The 16,154-nt window shown below is 34.9% G+C and carries 17 protein-coding genes; 4 read left to right on the plus strand and 13 right to left on the minus strand.

Annotated elements, in window-relative coordinates:
- Nucleotides 1-8 precede the first annotated feature (8 nt).
- Nucleotides 9-1,037, minus strand: coding sequence for a C45 family autoproteolytic acyltransferase/hydrolase (locus FIU87_RS20575; protein WP_152446313.1), 1,029 nt, complete (start codon nucleotides 1,035-1,037; stop codon nucleotides 9-11).
- Nucleotides 1,024-1,818, minus strand: a complete 795-nt coding sequence (locus FIU87_RS20580) for a MerR family transcriptional regulator (protein WP_152446314.1) — start codon at nucleotides 1,816-1,818, stop codon at nucleotides 1,024-1,026. Before FIU87_RS20580 ends, FIU87_RS20575 begins: the two co-directional genes overlap by 14 nt.
- A 315-nt stretch (nucleotides 1,819-2,133) precedes the next feature.
- On the opposite strand from FIU87_RS20580, the gene FIU87_RS21695 reads away from it, so the two are divergent.
- Nucleotides 2,134-2,286: an ion channel gene (locus FIU87_RS21695; RefSeq protein WP_152446690.1), complete on the plus strand. Its 153-nt coding sequence runs from the start codon at nucleotides 2,134-2,136 to the stop codon at nucleotides 2,284-2,286.
- Nucleotides 2,287-2,794: 508 nt separating this feature from the next.
- Here FIU87_RS21695 and FIU87_RS21175 read toward each other — a convergent pair.
- Complete coding sequence (locus FIU87_RS21175; RefSeq protein WP_172971143.1) at nucleotides 2,795-2,959, minus strand: hypothetical protein; 165 nt, start codon at nucleotides 2,957-2,959, stop codon at nucleotides 2,795-2,797.
- Between the two features lie 10 nt (nucleotides 2,960-2,969).
- A complete protein-coding gene (locus FIU87_RS20590) occupies nucleotides 2,970-4,193 on the minus strand; it encodes a YHYH domain-containing protein (RefSeq protein WP_253905483.1) in 1,224 nt (407 codons plus the stop codon).
- Between the two features lie 559 nt (nucleotides 4,194-4,752).
- Here FIU87_RS20590 and FIU87_RS20600 point away from each other — a divergent pair.
- The 3 genes from FIU87_RS20600 to FIU87_RS20610 all read left to right on the plus strand — a co-directional run bounded on the left by FIU87_RS20600 (nucleotide 4,753) and on the right by FIU87_RS20610 (nucleotide 7,059).
- The gene (locus FIU87_RS20600) at nucleotides 4,753-5,043 is read left to right on the plus strand and encodes a nucleotide pyrophosphohydrolase (RefSeq protein WP_253905605.1); all 291 of its coding nucleotides are present in this window, start codon (nucleotides 4,753-4,755) and stop codon (nucleotides 5,041-5,043) included.
- 361 nt (nucleotides 5,044-5,404) lie between these two features.
- Nucleotides 5,405-5,893: a hypothetical protein gene (locus tag FIU87_RS20605; RefSeq protein WP_152446316.1), complete on the plus strand. Its 489-nt coding sequence runs from the start codon at nucleotides 5,405-5,407 to the stop codon at nucleotides 5,891-5,893.
- Nucleotides 5,894-6,261: 368 nt separating this feature from the next.
- Complete coding sequence (locus FIU87_RS20610; protein WP_152446317.1) at nucleotides 6,262-7,059, plus strand: TIR domain-containing protein; 798 nt, start codon at nucleotides 6,262-6,264, stop codon at nucleotides 7,057-7,059.
- 647 nt (nucleotides 7,060-7,706) lie between these two features.
- Here the strand turns inward: FIU87_RS20610 and FIU87_RS20615 are convergent.
- From FIU87_RS20615 to FIU87_RS20655, 9 genes are all read right to left on the minus strand, one after another.
- On the minus strand, nucleotides 7,707-9,008 hold the full coding sequence (locus FIU87_RS20615; protein ID WP_172971144.1) for a hypothetical protein: 1,302 nt from the start codon (nucleotides 9,006-9,008) through the stop codon (nucleotides 7,707-7,709).
- Nucleotides 9,009-9,212: 204 nt separating this feature from the next.
- The gene (locus tag FIU87_RS20620) at nucleotides 9,213-9,863 is read right to left on the minus strand and encodes a hypothetical protein (RefSeq protein ID WP_152446319.1); all 651 of its coding nucleotides are present in this window, start codon (nucleotides 9,861-9,863) and stop codon (nucleotides 9,213-9,215) included.
- Nucleotides 9,860-10,690: an ImmA/IrrE family metallo-endopeptidase gene (locus tag FIU87_RS20625; protein ID WP_152446320.1), complete on the minus strand. Its 831-nt coding sequence runs from the start codon at nucleotides 10,688-10,690 to the stop codon at nucleotides 9,860-9,862. The genes FIU87_RS20620 and FIU87_RS20625 overlap by 4 nt, the downstream gene beginning before the upstream one ends.
- 5 nt (nucleotides 10,691-10,695) lie before the next feature.
- Nucleotides 10,696-11,079 carry a helix-turn-helix domain-containing protein gene (locus FIU87_RS20630; RefSeq protein ID WP_152446321.1) on the minus strand — a complete coding sequence of 128 codons (384 nt, stop codon included), beginning with the start codon at nucleotides 11,077-11,079 and terminating at the stop codon, nucleotides 10,696-10,698.
- A 779-nt stretch (nucleotides 11,080-11,858) separates the two neighbouring features.
- The gene (locus tag FIU87_RS20635) at nucleotides 11,859-12,257 is read right to left on the minus strand and encodes a hypothetical protein (RefSeq protein WP_152446322.1); all 399 of its coding nucleotides are present in this window, start codon (nucleotides 12,255-12,257) and stop codon (nucleotides 11,859-11,861) included.
- A gap of 724 nt (nucleotides 12,258-12,981) precedes the next feature.
- Nucleotides 12,982-13,461, minus strand: coding sequence for a 23S rRNA (pseudouridine(1915)-N(3))-methyltransferase RlmH (gene rlmH / locus FIU87_RS20640; protein ID WP_152446323.1), 480 nt, complete (start codon nucleotides 13,459-13,461; stop codon nucleotides 12,982-12,984).
- Nucleotides 13,462-13,544: 83 nt separating this feature from the next.
- Nucleotides 13,545-13,736, minus strand: coding sequence for a CxxH/CxxC protein (locus FIU87_RS20645; protein WP_152446692.1), 192 nt, complete (start codon nucleotides 13,734-13,736; stop codon nucleotides 13,545-13,547).
- A 272-nt stretch (nucleotides 13,737-14,008) separates the two neighbouring features.
- A complete protein-coding gene (locus tag FIU87_RS20650; protein ID WP_152446693.1) occupies nucleotides 14,009-15,256 on the minus strand; it encodes a S1C family serine protease in 1,248 nt (415 codons plus the stop codon).
- 97 nt (nucleotides 15,257-15,353) lie between these two features.
- A complete protein-coding gene (locus FIU87_RS20655; RefSeq protein WP_152446324.1) occupies nucleotides 15,354-16,148 on the minus strand; it encodes an MBL fold metallo-hydrolase in 795 nt (264 codons plus the stop codon).
- Between the last annotated feature and the right edge of the window lie 6 nt (nucleotides 16,149-16,154).

Genomic DNA, 16,154 nt, shown 5'->3' on the forward strand with positions numbered 1-16,154 from the left:
CCTTCTTATTAAGATTGATTAATTGTTCCTTTTATATATTCAGGAAGAATCAATCTCCCCTCCATATAATCTTTTAGGGAAAATACCACCGGTTTACAATTTTCACCCACTCCAATTATCAGGCTTAAATCTGCTGGTGAATAGACAACCGTATGCAGCGTACCAAAGTACTCTTTGTAGTGATTAAAAAACAATGGCGAACGTTCATCATTAAAATGAAAATAAGCAGACATAGGTGTTAGACTTTCCCTTAATAAGGAATTTACATACTCCTTCCGTTTTACCGATTGTTGTATTTGTAATCTATTTTTCGCTCTTAATACATCTGATTCAAAGTGGTTTGTGCATATTAGAGGATTGGAGGAATGTATAATCTGAAGTTGTGGTGAAGCTTCTACTAGTACACTATTTCCTTTTTGGTCTGTGATGGAGTAATTGTAGCAATAGCCATGAGGGATATTGGTGATGAATGCTATCGCCTCTTCCGTATTTGCGCATTGTTCTAGTAGCATTCTAACAATACTTGTTGCAATAAACCCCTCTTCCCTATGCTCGTTATTCACAAAATGTAACCCAACCACGAGCCCTTTTTCATTCATTCCATCCAGTCTTCCAATTACCTGCTGACTAAAGCCAACAGTAACATAGCCATCCTTAGGATTCGTGAATACAAGCCTTGCATCGTACATTTCTGGGCTAAAATCATAATTGCGCACGTAATAGCCGTCGTTTACCAATGTAGTACACCCCATTTCTGGAAATACTACATCATATCCGCTAAAAAGTTTAATAGTGGCATCTAATTCCATACCTAATCCTGCTGCCAACCCTTCTAGTTCTTGTAATATATTTGGAGAGACATCCTTTATTATTTCCTTAGCCATTTCTACATTGGAGTTTTTCGTCAGCTCCTTAAGCTGGTTCAATTCTTCAAGGATTGGTAATGACCGTAATTCCTTCCCTTGTGCCAAGCCAAATTGATAATAGTTCCCGCTCAATTCTACTATTCTAACAACCAACTCTTTATTTAAAAGCATTTTGCATATCCTCCCTTTTTCCCACTCGAGTGACAGGCATTAATAAATCGATATTTGTGAAGTCATCTCCACGATACCATTCTAGGATGGAACCTGTTGGAATCCAATTATGTTCGTTTGCATAATTTATTAATTTTCGATAGCCTTTTTGTATTTCGGTTAAGGGTTCATGAAAGGGCAATGCAATACATATACAGGAAGGCATATTTTCTCTTAATGCACTTTCAGATAGTCCGCTAATCTGAATGTCATACGGGACCCCAAAGCCTATATGAGCTTTAATTACATCTTTTCCTGAAACATATCTTAAATAACAACTTTTTACAGGAACATTTAATTTTGCAAGCTCTTTCCCTCTTTTTATAAAATATTCTCCAAACTTCCCGGTTTCAGACTCGGCTAAGAACCAAATAATCGTTTCCTCAGCATTTTCAATCAAATAAATTTGATTCTTCGCGGAATCACTTTCTAAATACCGCAAGCTTACATTCAAGACATCTAGCCTCTCTTTTATCATTTCGACCCAATGATCCATCAATTTTTTTCGAGTATGGTCATCCTCTTCTTTTAAATACACTTGAATGTCTTTTAACGGGACATCAGCCAGACGCAAACTGGATATCAACTTAATCGTTGCCACTTGATCATCTGAATAAACTCTATACCCACTGCTATTTCTCCCTACTGAATGAAGTAGATTTTTTGACTCATAATACCTTAACGCACTTTTAGAGATACCGGTTCGATCAGAAAAATCTTGTATAGTCATGAACTTACTCAAATTAATTACACCCCCTAAAATTCATGTTACAGCTTCAAGCTACTTTAAGGTCAAGAAAAATTTCAAAATAAAAAGCTTGCTAGTTAGCAAGCCGCTTAAGGAAGTTTAAATGAATTCTTACGATATTCTCTGTTCTTGATTTGGTTAAAGAACCTTATTTATTTTTGAAACGGTTAGCCCTATCTATCAAATTTCAAAACTAATTGTCTAGATAAAGTGCTAGTAATATTATTTGATCTGATATTGGTTGTATCTATACCTATTCAATTACTAGAGCCATTCATTAATACATATACCCATGCTGTTTGATGAGATATAGTAACATCAACAACAGTTGGATATGGTGAAATTTCTCCTAAAATTATTATTGGCAGATTGATAGCAGTTTTTCTAATAGATATTCTGAATCGGTTTCTTTGGATTAGTTACAAGTTCTGTAGCAGCATATTTTTAAAAGCCTTCAGTTAAAGCAGAAAGTTCGATAGTGGTGATCCTTAAATCTGAAATAGAACGTATCGATGAACTATCCGAACAAGAATTACAAAGAGTGTTGTCTATTATTAAGGACTAAAGGAAGCAAAAAAATGATGAAAACATGTAAGGAGGTTTTATATCCCTCCTTTATTTCCCATCATTTATACTTTCATCTTTTTCTTTTACTTTTTGGCAATAGTAAGTTATAAAGATTGCGCCTTTTTTCACGTTAAAAATCGCATAATTCCAATAATAGGTCGTATACTTAAATGGCAAAAAAATTTAATTTTGAGGCTATTAAAAGATATGTATTTAAAAACACTTCTAAGAGCTTTATTATTTAAATAATTTCCCAAATGCCTTACCTGTAGCTTTCCCTGCAGCTTTCCTTGGAAGTCGCTTACCTACTTTACCCTTTATACCTAGTAACCTGGCAATCAAGGAAAACAACCTCTAGTTTTATTAATACTCACCTTATCCACACCAATATTTTCAATTCAACCTACAGATTTTGGGCTTTTTGTTCTTTCTTCCGTAAACGGTGCACTTCTTTTTCAGTACGATATTTACTAACTTTTTCTCTTACTACGTTAGGTTCTTGCTTTGTCGATAAAGCTTTAACAAAGATGTCTTCTACCTTGTAACATACAGCTTTATACAATCCCATATAAATCCCCCTAGCGAATCATTTTTCTTGCAACATAAAATCTTCTGCCTAACCAAGCTAATGCAACTACACCGACTCCTCCAGCTGCCGCCTTCTGATTTGACTCTACTTCTTCTTTATATTCTTTAAAACCTAATTCATAATAATGGTAAAAAATTACTTCTCCTTTTTCAAATTCAGCTGGAATATCTTTTGCGTTTCCTTCTCTCCCTAATGCGTATGCCATTTTCTGAATTTCAATAACTTCTTTATTTGATTCAAAGCCTTTTCTATACCATCCAATAAATTTATCATTAGATATTGAAGGCTTTTCATAATCTATCATTTTAAAAGACGCTTCATAACCTTGATTGATATAATCTTCTTGTAACTCAGCTTGGGCTTTTTCATACCCTTCTTTGTACGCCTTAATGTACATGTCTTCGAGGTCATCAGGAAGTGAGTACACATCATTTTTTCCATCTTTATATCCTAAATTAATAAGATCATTTTTCTTTGCTTCCACCCGTTCATTGAGAGCTTTAGAGAAACCTGATTCATATGACTCTTTTAGAATTTGATTAAAAATATATACTTTTGGAATTTTTATTTCGTCCTGTTTTTGCCCCAAAGAATAGCCTTCTTCATATGCCTTTGTTTTATCAGCTTCTAACGCTTTTTTACCATCTTCATATCCCTTGTTATATCCTGCTTCATAGCCTTGTTTATAGGCATCAGAACCAGAAGTTGCTGTACTATTTTTTGGAAGACTTTGTATTCCATCCAGATAACCTTGTTCATATCCTGATGCTTCACCTGTTTCATTATCTTGTTGATCCTGTTTATATTGAGCTTGTTCAGGGCTATTATTTACCTTTGTTTTATCATAACCAGTCGGTGGTTCACAGGGAATCCCATCGTCAACAACTCCATTACCAAATCCATCTAAATTCTCTGGATCATATGTAGCTGAGTAACCTTTTGCATTCCAGTATTCAACAACTTCATCATATGTTGCAAAATCAGAACAATTTTTATCTCGTCGAGTAACAGGAGCCGGAGCAGTACCACCACCGCTTGATGAGCCTCCGCCACCATTATGATAATGATAGCCAGTACATAAACCTTTAGCAATAGACTTTTCACTACAATTGTGACCACCGCTGGAATCCGTTCTTCCTGAGTGTGCGTCTACAACTGTTGCAATGAATAAAATAGAAAAAAAGAAACACAAAGCGGTTATATTTTTATTCAAACCTAATCACTTCTCCCCAAAATACAGCTAATAATATCAAAGACTCATATAGTTTATCGCTGCTAATTAATTGTAAATATTTCATTTCTAATATTAATTTTACTTATATTCCACTTAATTACAATATTAAGTTTCGAACTTTTAATTTGTATTTTTTTCCACATCTCTTTCCAATAAATGATAAAATAAAATGAATAACTCTTCCTAGAGGTAAGAGTATTTTGATTATTTTCTCTAATAAGAATGCTAACAATAGATGAAAAATTATTCGAATGCATAATGTGTAGAAGGATAAAGATGGTGATGTACTTGTATAGTCACTGTGTAGGAGAAGCAGTTGTCGAATCTAGAGGGCGGGGACATAATTTTTTAGTATTTTATAAAATGGGAAAAACGAGGTTGCCAGTATGAGTGCAATTATTTTAAATTGGGCACGAGAAGTTCCATCAATCTGCAACTTATAATATTGAGACCAGTTTAATTAACTATTTCATTGCAGATAACCGTTATGAATTGCAAAATGTTAGTCAAACTAGCTCTAGGGGCACACATGATTATTATGAAAAGAAGTATTATAATAGTGAACTATTTCCGGAAATTTGGGAGAAGCTCCGAGAACCCAAAAGACCTTGCTATCTCAATTTCTATCGAAGCTGCTGAATTGCTAGAAGACTTTCAATGGATTAGTAGCGAAGAAGCACTTAATGCAAATAAAGAAAACCTCCGTGAAGATATCGCGGATGTTTTAATCTATTCTTTAATGTTGTGTTCAGATCTTGGGTTGGATGTTAGGGAGATTGTGGAAGAAAAGATTTTGAAGAATGGGAGGAAGTACCCTGTTGAAAAATAGATTCTTCGTAATTTGCAAGGACTAAAATTTCTATAAAATTGTTGGCGTGGCTGTGACGTTGTTTTTTAAAAAAAATTCAATAATGTCTATATGTATAAACTAATTTTTCTAGAGTTAAAGATTGAATGTAAATATCTAGTACTATAATTTTCTTGATTTTCTCCCGCGTTCATACTTCAAAGTTTAGAATCCTTTCTGAGACAGGGTTTAAACCATTTTGTTTATTCTTCGAAAAATACATCTAAAGTTACTATCATATTCAATGAATCTCTCTCTTTGGTAAAATATTTAATAAATTGAAACAATCAATTTTCTAAACCGTATCATCTATTAAACTAAATGTAGATAGGAGTGAAACAATTTGGTTAACAACAACGCAAATATTAATAAAAAAGATGACGTTCCTTTTGGAATCGGTTTATCATTCTCTTTTATTTTTCTAGCTATATTCATATATATGTATCCAGAGTATTTAGGTGGTAGTACAGTAACAATAATATTTAGTTCAATATGCATCTTAATTGGTGTAATGGGGCTTGGTATAGAACTAAACAAGCTTAATGAAAGGAAAAATTCGGGATTTGATAACCTTGGAATAGGACTTGGTTTACTATTTTTATGGGCGATTTTACACTATTTCTTCCCTTATTTATTGGTAAATTGGTTAATATTAATTATTCTTTTCTTTGCAATAATTGGAATTATGAGTGGCCTAGCTAACTTAATATCCAACATAATGACAGCAAAAACTAAAAAGAAACTACTTGTTGAAATTCCTATTATAATAACTCAATTAGGTGCAACTATAATTGCAATTTATAAAATTTTGGTTGAATTAAAACTAATTTAGTAACCTTAATTAATTATTAAAAGAACTTATAATCAATCTCAAATTGCTTTCCAAACATAAATTTATACAAAAGAGGTGCTGACTAGACAATAGTGTCTGAGAAACAGGTGTTTAACCCTATATTTTAAAGATTAAACAGGTCGAACTACCTTTTCCTTAAACCTTCAAAACGCTTTTGACTAGAGGATAGAAGGGATGTTTTATTTTCTTGCTGGTTAGGATGGTTACTATTTTAAAAATCATACCTATTAGGTTTCGAGCTACTTTTGTAATCTAATTTCACCAAAATGTTGAAAGATTATTATTACTTAAAATCCTTTACTATAGAAAGTCATAGCTTTTATAAACCGTATATCTGGAGGGTTAATATGAATCAAAAAAACAGTATTAAGCTTATAGATGAATTAATTCTAAGAACCGAACAGCTTTCTTTTAATGAGGGTAGTGTTTTAGACAGTATAAGAAAAGAAGGAGAAATGGTAGCAAAAAATATTTTTGGATCTAACTCTGAATATATTAAATCGATACAATCAGCAGATTTTTACTCTTGGGTTTATCCAATTGAAAAACATAAAGAAATACAGTATTGGAACGATGGACAAAGAAGTTTATTAAACACATTTAATACTATGAAAAGAGAAATGGAGTTATTTAATTTCTCAGAAGATACTTCCATAGAACCACAAGAGAGCCCTTACAGCGAGAATTTAAACAAGGTGTTTTTAGTACACGGTCATGATTTAGGTATGCAACAAGCTGTAGCTCGTTCTATTGAAAAATTAAATTTGGAAGCAATAATATTGAGTGAAAAAAATGATGATGGTCTTACAGTAATTGAAAAGTTTGAAAAATACGCATCAGTATGTAATTTTGCAGTGGTACTTTTGTCGCCAGATGATATAGGTTCTCTAAGAACACAAGAAACCTCAATAAAATTCAGAGCAAGACAAAATGTAATTCTAGAATTGGGCTATTTCATCGGTAAACTAGGTAGACAAAATGTTATAGCAATGGTTAAAGATGATGCTTCAGGTAAAATGGAAATCCCAACAGACTTGGCTGGTCTAATCTACGTTCAATTTGATTCCTCTGATGGCTGGAAGCTAAAGCTTGTTAAAAGGCTTAGAGCAAGTGGATACAAAGTAAGTGCAGATGAACTAGTATAATATATTTTAAATAAAAGATTTAAAGTATAACTTTCTGTTTAAAATATATTAATAACTATACGGTTCATTGTGGTGTTTCTAATTCATCTCATCTTGTAAATTCAAAAAAGGTCAACTAATTCGTTTAGCCAGACCTTTTGTTTTAATATTAAAGCTTATCTACTTATGATACGGTTCACCGTGGTTATTTAAGAGGCAAAAAAATGAGCATTGAGTATTGTTTTACTCAATGCTCCCTATTACTCCACAATAGTAATGTGTGGAGTAATGACGGTAGACAGTATTATTAAAGATATAGTGACGCTTCTTATACTTAAAGGTAGTCAAATTAATTTTTTTCCTTATACTAATAATAAAGGATTCCAAATTCTTGTTAATATAGTTAAAGGATATTCTAACTAAAATATGTTTTCCTTCTAATAATCATGTTCTTAATCACCATGAGTTAACCTTTGATGAAAATGAAAATCAAATATATATCTAATTCTCAGATTGAATAAGTATATGTCAGCCTTTTTTATAGTTAATCCATTAAAATATAATTGAACTATTGAAACCTATATGTAATGTATAAAAACTAATAAATTTACCTATAAATTCATCATGTTCTAATAGATTTAGGGGTTAGTGAGATTTTGAAAAAATTATTAAAGCAGTTGTAGTTCCGTTGGTATCGGAAACATTTCCATAGCTAAATCCGTTCCTTCCCACTGAACAATTCTTCTTACACCTGCTATATTAGAACCTCCCATTGGAGTGCCTAAAGGAACAATGATACTTTCAATATAATCAGTTTCTATATACATATCTTGCTCAAGTTTTTGATCGATTATTTGAATTGGAGGTGTAGTTGTAGAAACTGTACCTAATGGCTGAGCCATATGTAAAGTATCAGAAAGTGGCCAGACAACAACACTAGAAGGATTAATGACAAACTGAAAAGAAGTATTAATTAAAACCTCTTGATGATTTTTCTTTTTTATATTATTTACTACATGCGTTTGTAAAAATAATATTGCCGATGTGTTTCTAAAAATACCCTTAGCGAATTCACTTTCGATATACGCCTTTGCTGATTCAATCGAAAGATACTGGGGTATCCGAATAACAGTGAGATTGACCTTATCCTTGACAGTAAGTTCCTTGAAACCCTTATTTGCTTTGTTTACAGTTGATTTAATGCGATCTAATTCATATTTTTTGTCAATTTTAGATGCTGCAGTGAATGAATAACTTGGCATATTAATCGAGAAACCTTTTGCATATGAAGGTATAGGATTCTTACCAGAAAGAAATGTATTTTCACCATAAATAAAATACTCAGGCACAATTATAGAAGATCTTAAACATTTCTTAATGTATTCCTTTGAAGGAAGCTCAGAATGAATTTTATTAATTTCTGCAACAAAAAAGGACCCATTTAATCTTAAACTTTGCGTTGCTTTTACAAAATTGTTTTTTAATTTACTTACTTCCTGTAGAAAAATTTTGTGCTTTTGAGAAGATTGAACTACTTTACACGAAACTTGGATTTGTGTTCCTTTTGGAGTTATCACGTCAAGATCATACCCTACTGCCGATGGCGGTAATAAGTTTACCTTATTGCCCCCTTCTATAAACAGATTGCTTACTAGAAGTTCAAATAAGTATCCCAAATAATTTGCCGATTGTTTCCCCAAAAATTCTTTCTTTTTACCCTCAAAAGCATCTCGTTTAGTTCCTTGATCACGCAGTTTTAGTATGGTATTACCAATCAAATACAATTCAGTATCAGAAGCCCATCCAGAACTTTGCCATATCTTTTGTATAGGGTGCTGGATTCTCTTTTGATTTAACCAATTTTTAGACAGCCACCATTGACACGCTCCATAAGCTTTGATTAGCTCTCTTTTTGGGATACTACTCTGTAGAGTAATCCCCCTTTTTTCAGTCAACTTTATAAATTGCATTTGTTTCACTCCAGTTTCTTGGATGAATAAGTTTACACACAATATAATTATATGTTTTTAACCATAGCACCCCTTCGTAATACACCACACGTAGTTAAATAAAAGGCAAAAAATAGACGAGAGTAGTAATACTCTCATCTATTCTCATAAACTTTTTAATTAATAATCTATTGATCTTTGATTCTATCAATTACGTGTTATCTTCTATTTAATATGCTCAACTAGTCTTTGTTTTAATGATGCTAATTTATCACTTAATTTTTCTTTGTCATCGTTGGCATGACATACCCTAAAGAATTTTATCACATCAGAAGGTTTTGCTATTCTTCCTTGAACACAATATGTACAAAAATCTTCAACGGTATCTTGTTCTATAAATATATCGCGTTCTATGTCCGTAGAATATACCAGAATTTTTTCATCTTCAATAACTTCACGAATCTCATAATCGTTACTGTTTATGATGTTTGCTGAGATTAATTGTGCCAAAGCTAACGAATGTATTTCACCTAAATTACTACTTGTTTTTGGTATTCTTTTTTGTGCTTCTTTTTTCGTCTTTAAATTTTCAAATCCTTCGCTAGCATTATTGACATATTTCCAATACAATGTTTTTTGATTATTTGGTAAGCAAGTTTGATCATTGTGATCAAACAAATTCCACCCTCTTTTTTTTATTTCTGCAATAATTGCTTTTTGTTCTGTCTCAATCCTAAATTCATTAACTACTTCAATATGAACGAAAATTTCCTCATAAACTTCATCTATCCAATCATAAACATTGCATTTTCTAAAATCTAATGCATTCATTAGTATATTTGTATCGACAATCACTTTTCCAGCTCTTATAGTCACTTATCTTTACCTCTAGCCTCAAATAACATATCAAGAGAAAAGTCATCATCATCCTCATCTTCTAAATCCTCAAGAATTTGTTTTGCGATAGCTGAACGTTTTTCCGCATATTCTTTTGATTTTTCTGGAGATACATCGGCTAATTTTTTAGAGGCTTCAAGATAATTTAGCTCTCCATTTTCCAGTTCTTGAGCAATTCGTTCTTCGTAATCAGTAAACCTATTGATAGGCAAATGTCTGTCTAAAGGACTTTCTACAATATTTAGCTCAGCACGCATATTAATCCAATCTTCCTCTGAATACTCTGCAAGGCTTTTATTAGTCGTCAAATTTAGCTCCACTAGTCTCTTGGCTACTGCTACATACGGAGCGGATGAGATATCTGCTATACGAATCACCATTTTTTTTTCATCAATATCATTTTTACTAGTTTGACTATAGGATCTTACTAGGGAACGAACCAACGACTCTGGAAGCATTAAAGCTGCTGCAAATCTTTCTGCAGACCTTTCATGATCTATATCATCTTTTACCATTTCATGTATATCTAATACATGCCACAATTCATGAGAAGCAGTAAAATACCTTAACCTTAATGATTTTTTTGTATTTAATAGTACATACTTTCTATTCCCTCTATCTATAGTAATGGTAGCCCCATAAAATTCGGGATCTTCAATAACTTTGTAAACGACTGAAGCTAACTCTTCAATTTTTGTTTCTATACTTGAGCCTATAAATATTTCTGCACCAAAATGTTCACTAAGCACTTGAAGGGCAAATGCCTCACCTACCCGGTCTGCATTACTTACTGGTTGATACCCCATTTTTATTAACCCTTTATCCCTTTTTTAAAAATTTCGTTTGCATAGTATATTTCATCATCTTTTAAACAGGAAAAAATAACATTATTTAATGCACTTTCTCCCTCTCTGGTGGAAATTTTCCCTCTTAGTTGAACTGAGTACCCTCTTTTCTTCTTCTCTTCATTTAATAATTCTTCAACCGAAATACCGAGTACATCTGAAACCTGCAAAATTCGTTCAGAAGTAAATGTCCTTGCTCCGCTAAGCAAATGCTGTACTAATGACTTACTAACCTTCAACTCATTTGCTAACCAACTATAAGATTTATCATTTTCTTTTAACCAATTCCTTAAATAATCAGCTACTACTGAACTAATATTCATCTTTTTCACCTCTAATTTATAGAACATGTTTTTTAGATATAAAAACACTCCATTCACTTACAGTATACAATATTTAAATTAAATTGTGTATACGAATACATGCTTAATTAGAAATTTTTTATCGGATAAATTTATATTTATATTTATTATTCCGTTTATCTAAGTTTTCCACATATAAACATAAAAATACCTAATAATATTTGTATTTGGCAATTAAAAAATGGATACATGAGGACAGTGATACTATGTCAAGAAAATGGACTAATTAAATTGAGATTTTCAACAATTCCTCTACCGTGCTTCACTTGGTGGCCTCAATATAAAGGTAAGGGATTTTCCCGTACCTTTATATTGAGGAAATGGTTCTATCCTACTTTATTTGATCGTTCCTTATAATATTGCTTCTCGTAAAGGAAAAATTGTATTTACTAAGTTAAGAATTTATAAAGAAAGGCCTATTCCCTCTGTTTTTTGGGGAGGGATTTGGCTTTTGATTATCCACAAACACGTCGATTGTTGAAGATCACATTAATCTATTGAATCGTATCGTTGTACTGCGCAGCAAATAGATCTATTTTCTCTTTTTCTTGTTCAACAGAAGTTAAGTTGAAGAAGAGAATCTTTTCATTATTTGTTACAAGGTTTTAATTGTACTTCTATCGTAGTTCCAATTAACATTTAACCCTTTTATTACCTGTACTTTTTCAAGGGAAAATTTTCGATGGGGGAATTACATAAAAACCACCTGTAATTAGTTTTTAGGCTAATTTCTCTATTAAGTCCACAATTTGTTTCTAATTTAGTAGCTAGAATAGGTTTATTTTATTTCTTTCCTCGTAGCTAAATCCCGGCATTTTAGCTGCTTTACGCAGTATCATTCCATTCATTTTATTATATATAATAAAATCTTTATCCTTCAAATTTGCATAGAAGGTGTACGCCATTTGTGTTTCTTCGTCCCAACTGTTCCATAAACTTGGGCTTAATACCATATTTTCAGAATACAATGGTAATATAAGAGATATATAAAACTTCACTTTATCTATAGGTGAACTTTGTAATTGATTAAATAAGTCTATGTAAATTACTTTTTCGCTGTCTAAGCAACTTAATAAGATGTAAGAATGCCCTTTCTCTGGAATTGCTGTAATAGCAAGGCGATGAAAAACCCCTTTAACCTTATTTTTAATTTTCTTTCCATTCAAATCATAGTCAGGAGCAACATATGCATAATTTTCAAAATTAATTTGCTCTGGTATTTTATGTGGAAATTTTTATAATAAAGGTTCTTCAGCATGTAAATCAAATTCAATTAGAGCTTACGATGCCGAAGAAATGGTGATTAATCGATTAGTAGGCTTTTTAAGTGATACAAAGCAATTCACTAAAACAATTTAAGCTTTAAATAAGCAAACCGTCAAAGCTACCATAGAAACTAAAAATGAATATGAAATTGAAGTCTTAGAACACAAACTAATTGAAGTAAATGCAATGCAGGAGAGATATATGGAAGCATTTGAAAAAAATCTCTTTCCCGTTGCCATTCTTCAAGAACGTCTACAAAAGATAGCAACAGAAAAAGCGGAATTAGAACACAAAAGAAATGAACTTAGCATTCACCTAAGTTCATCCGATTCCAAATTTATTTCACCTGATCTGATAAGAATGTTACTAGAAAAGTATATGGAGGTGTTACAACATGCAACTAGGGATAAGCAAAAGCATCTCTTTCAACTGCTACTAAATAATATCTCTGTTGAACATTTAAAAGGTCACTCCCGCTCCATTGATAAGATTACATTAGAATTTGATTTTACCGAAGTTAACATATCTAATACGTTTACGCTTATCCATTTACTTTACCTAGAAGCGGGTGAATTATCAGATTCAAAAGACACAATGCCTCCTTATCTTCAGATTTTTTTGGCTCTATTTATGGTACGGTTCCCCTCTAGTAATTCTGTATGCTCTGTAAATCTGCTCCAAAAGGATAAGTTTCATCAACTGATGCGGAAACGTCATTCTCGAGAACGACAGCGTATCATTCGCCCGCTTCATCACATCACCACTCAGGCCCAATGATCCACCAATCACAAACGCAATCTTACTCTTCCCATAAGTCGCCAGCCTGTCCATTTCCTTCGCCAGCTCCTCCGAAGAACGCTGCTTCCCTTCAATCGCCAAGGCAATCACATGCGTGTCATCCGAAATCTTTCCAAGGATCCGTTCGCCCTCTTTATTTTTCACTTGTTCCATCTCAGCATCGCTCAGTTGCTCTGGTGCTTTTTCGTCGGGAAGCTCGATAATTTCTATTTTTGCGTAGGCGCTTAAGCGCTTTAAATATTCGTTTATTCCTTGCTTTAGATATTTCTCTTTTAGTTTTCCTATTGTGATTATTGAGATATTCACATGTCATCCCCGCTTTGCAAACAGTTTATCCACAAAAGTTATCCACATATCAACAATTTCTATCCACATTTAGTGGGCGAATATTAGTTCCCCACCATATATATTGCAGCTTGATTACAGAATTCACAGGTTGTTGATAACTTTTCTTCCTCTGGTAGCATTTCTAGTGTTGGTGCTTCTTCGTGTTGATCTATGTACATTTCCATTGCTAGTTCGATATGCTCGTGACAGCATTTCATCTTATCCACAGTCCTTTCATTTTTCCGATTTCTCATATTAGGATACCATTTATCCACAAAGTTCAAAAGCGGAATGCGCCCGCTTTGCGACGTACAAACTGGACTGAGCCGTATGAGATAAAGAAAACACGAAGAGCGAAGCGATTCGATGTTGCCTTATCGTAAGGAGGCGAGGGAAGTTTGCTAGTCGCTGGCGCATTGAGCTAGACGTAGCCACATTTTGTCCAAGTAGTACTTAAGCTTTACAAATACTCATTAATTAACCGCATGAAAATAGAGGGAAACCCGGCTCGGCTCCCCTCCTATCTTTATTCTCCCATCGACTCTTCCGTCAAATCAACGGTTGTGGATTGTTTTTCTTTGCCGCGATAGAAGATGACCTCCATTTGGTCGCCTACCTTCTTTTCGTTGTAGAGATGTTTCCTTAAGCCGATTACATCTTTGACCTCTTCCCCGTCAAGCCCAACAATCACGTCGTATTCCTTCAAACCGGCTTTCCCTGCTGGGGAGTTCGGTGCAACACTTGTGACGTATACGCCGGCATGGACTTCTTTTGGCAGCTTTAAGGTTTGCTGCCAGTGGTAGCTGGACACATCAGATAAGGAGCCGATGCTAACACCGAAGTATGGTCGTTTTACTTTTCCGTGCTGCTCGAGGTCGTTGATGATCGGGATGGCTGAGTTGACCGGAATGGCAAGGCCGATTCCTTCTACAGCGCTTTGGGCAATTTTCATCGAGTTGATGCCTATCACTTTTCCTTGGATGTTAATGAGTGCGCCGCCGCTGTTACCTGGGTTGATGGCGGCATCGGTTTGCATGACGTCTGCGTGCCAGTCAGGGGTGCCGTCGCCGTTCACGTCCACTGGAATGCTGCGGTCGGTTCCGGAGATGATACCTTGGGTTACAGATCCTGAGAACTGAAGACCAAGGGGGTTCCCGATGGCGATAACAGGCTCACCGGTTCGTACGGTGTCGGAGTTTCCGAAGTCTGCTACCTTGGTGGTCATTTCGTCATCCATGACAAGTACCGCTAAATCTGTTAGTGGATCTTCGCCAAGTAATTCTGCCGGTACCCTTGTTCCGTCGATGAGACTAACCTCTACCTGCCCTGCACCTGCGATGACGTGGTAGTTGGTGACTACATAGGCTTTTCCATTGTCTTTTTTATAGATGACGCCAGAGCCTGTTCCTGCTTCGCCTTCTTCGTCCTGTTCGGCCTCGGTGTCATTGTAGAAGCTGGCGTTTTGCATGTTGATGACGCCGACTACTGCTTCTGCTACTTGGTCGACTGCCTTGGTGACGGCGGATTCAACATTTACCGAGACATTGCGAATTTCCGCTGTTGTGCCGCCTTCTCCTGGTTCTGGGAGGGTTTGGCCGGACTCTGTTTGATTTTGCCTGACATCTGGTGTTGCTCGGTTAGAGAGTGCTGGAAAGGCGACAAATAATAGCAGGGCCGCCAATATGAATCCTACTAATCCAGGTATAAAAAATCTTCCTCTGTTTCCTTTTTGCTTTTTGAATTTAAAACGATCTTGGTTGTCGTAATAGCCCATGATGATCTTCCTTTCTGTCACAGCGATGTCCAACAACCCACTCGCTTTCTGTAACAGTCAAAAAGGCAAAAAGAAAGGCGCTATAAGCCTAAGACTGTTACACGAAAGCTAGCGCAGTTGGAACTTTTGGGTCTGTATCGTACAATTCCACTTGCTCGCCCACCATGACTCCTTGAGTGGCGAGGGTTTGTTGTACAGACATTCTCGCTAGATCTTTCATGTTATTATCTTGACTTAAATGCGCCAAATAAATACGTTTTGTTTTGTCGCCCATCACATCTGCCATCGCAAGGGCTGCGTCTTCGTTGGATACGTGGCCGACATCACTGAGGATACGGCGTTTGATGCTCCATGGGTAATGTCCCATTTGCAGCATTTGCACGTCATGATTGCTTTCAAATACATAGGCATCAGCGTTCGAGATGATGCCCTTCATGCGGTCGCTCACATAACCGGTGTCGGTGATGACGACGACTTTTTTATCTCCCTGGTGGAACGAGTAGAACATGGGCTCGGCTGCATCATGGGAGACGCCAAAGGATTGGATGTCCAGGTTACCAAAGCTTTTTACTTGTTCGATTTCAAAATGAAATTTTTGCTCGGTTGGGATGACACCGACTAGTCCGTCCATCGCCTTCCAGGTTTTTTCGTTCGCATAGATCGGCAGCTTATATTTTCGCGCCAACACGCCGAGTCCTTTTATATGGTCACTGTGCTCATGGGTGACCAAAATCCCCGATAGGTCTTCTATTTTTTTCCCTATCTTTGTAAACAGTTCTTGCATTTTTTTGCCGCTCAAACCAGCATCAATTAAAATAGAATGCTCCTCTGTTGCGACATAAATTGCATTTCCTGTGCTGCCGCTTGCTAGCACGCTAAAATGCAGGCTCATGTCACT

This window comes from Bacillus sp. THAF10, from assembly GCF_009363695.1.
Lineage (GTDB): Bacteria > Bacillota > Bacilli > Bacillales > Bacillaceae_I > Sutcliffiella_A.

Bases quoted from the DNA above. Each gene is read 5' to 3' on its own strand.
- FIU87_RS20575 (WP_152446313.1), bottom strand. From the start codon at position 1,037: ATGCTTTTAAATAAAGAGTTGGTTGTTAGAATAGTAGAATTGAGCGGG.
- FIU87_RS21175 (WP_172971143.1), bottom strand. From the start codon at position 2,959: ATGGGATTGTATAAAGCTGTATGTTACAAGGTAGAAGACATCTTTGTT.
- FIU87_RS20600 (WP_253905605.1), top strand. From the start codon at position 4,753: ATGAAAAGAAGTATTATAATAGTGAACTATTTCCGGAAATTTGGGAGA.
- FIU87_RS20610 (WP_152446317.1), top strand. From the start codon at position 6,262: ATGAATCAAAAAAACAGTATTAAGCTTATAGATGAATTAATTCTAAGA.
- FIU87_RS20615 (WP_172971144.1), bottom strand. From the start codon at position 9,008: ATGCAATTTATAAAGTTGACTGAAAAAAGGGGGATTACTCTACAGAGT.
- FIU87_RS20625 (WP_152446320.1), bottom strand. From the start codon at position 10,690: ATGGGGTATCAACCAGTAAGTAATGCAGACCGGGTAGGTGAGGCATTT.
- FIU87_RS20630 (WP_152446321.1), bottom strand. From the start codon at position 11,079: ATGTTCTATAAATTAGAGGTGAAAAAGATGAATATTAGTTCAGTAGTA.
- FIU87_RS20645 (WP_152446692.1), bottom strand. From the start codon at position 13,736: ATGAGAAATCGGAAAAATGAAAGGACTGTGGATAAGATGAAATGCTGT.
- FIU87_RS20650 (WP_152446693.1), bottom strand. From the start codon at position 15,256: ATGGGCTATTACGACAACCAAGATCGTTTTAAATTCAAAAAGCAAAAA.
- FIU87_RS20655 (WP_152446324.1), bottom strand. From the start codon at position 16,148: ATGAGCCTGCATTTTAGCGTGCTAGCAAGCGGCAGCACAGGAAATGCA.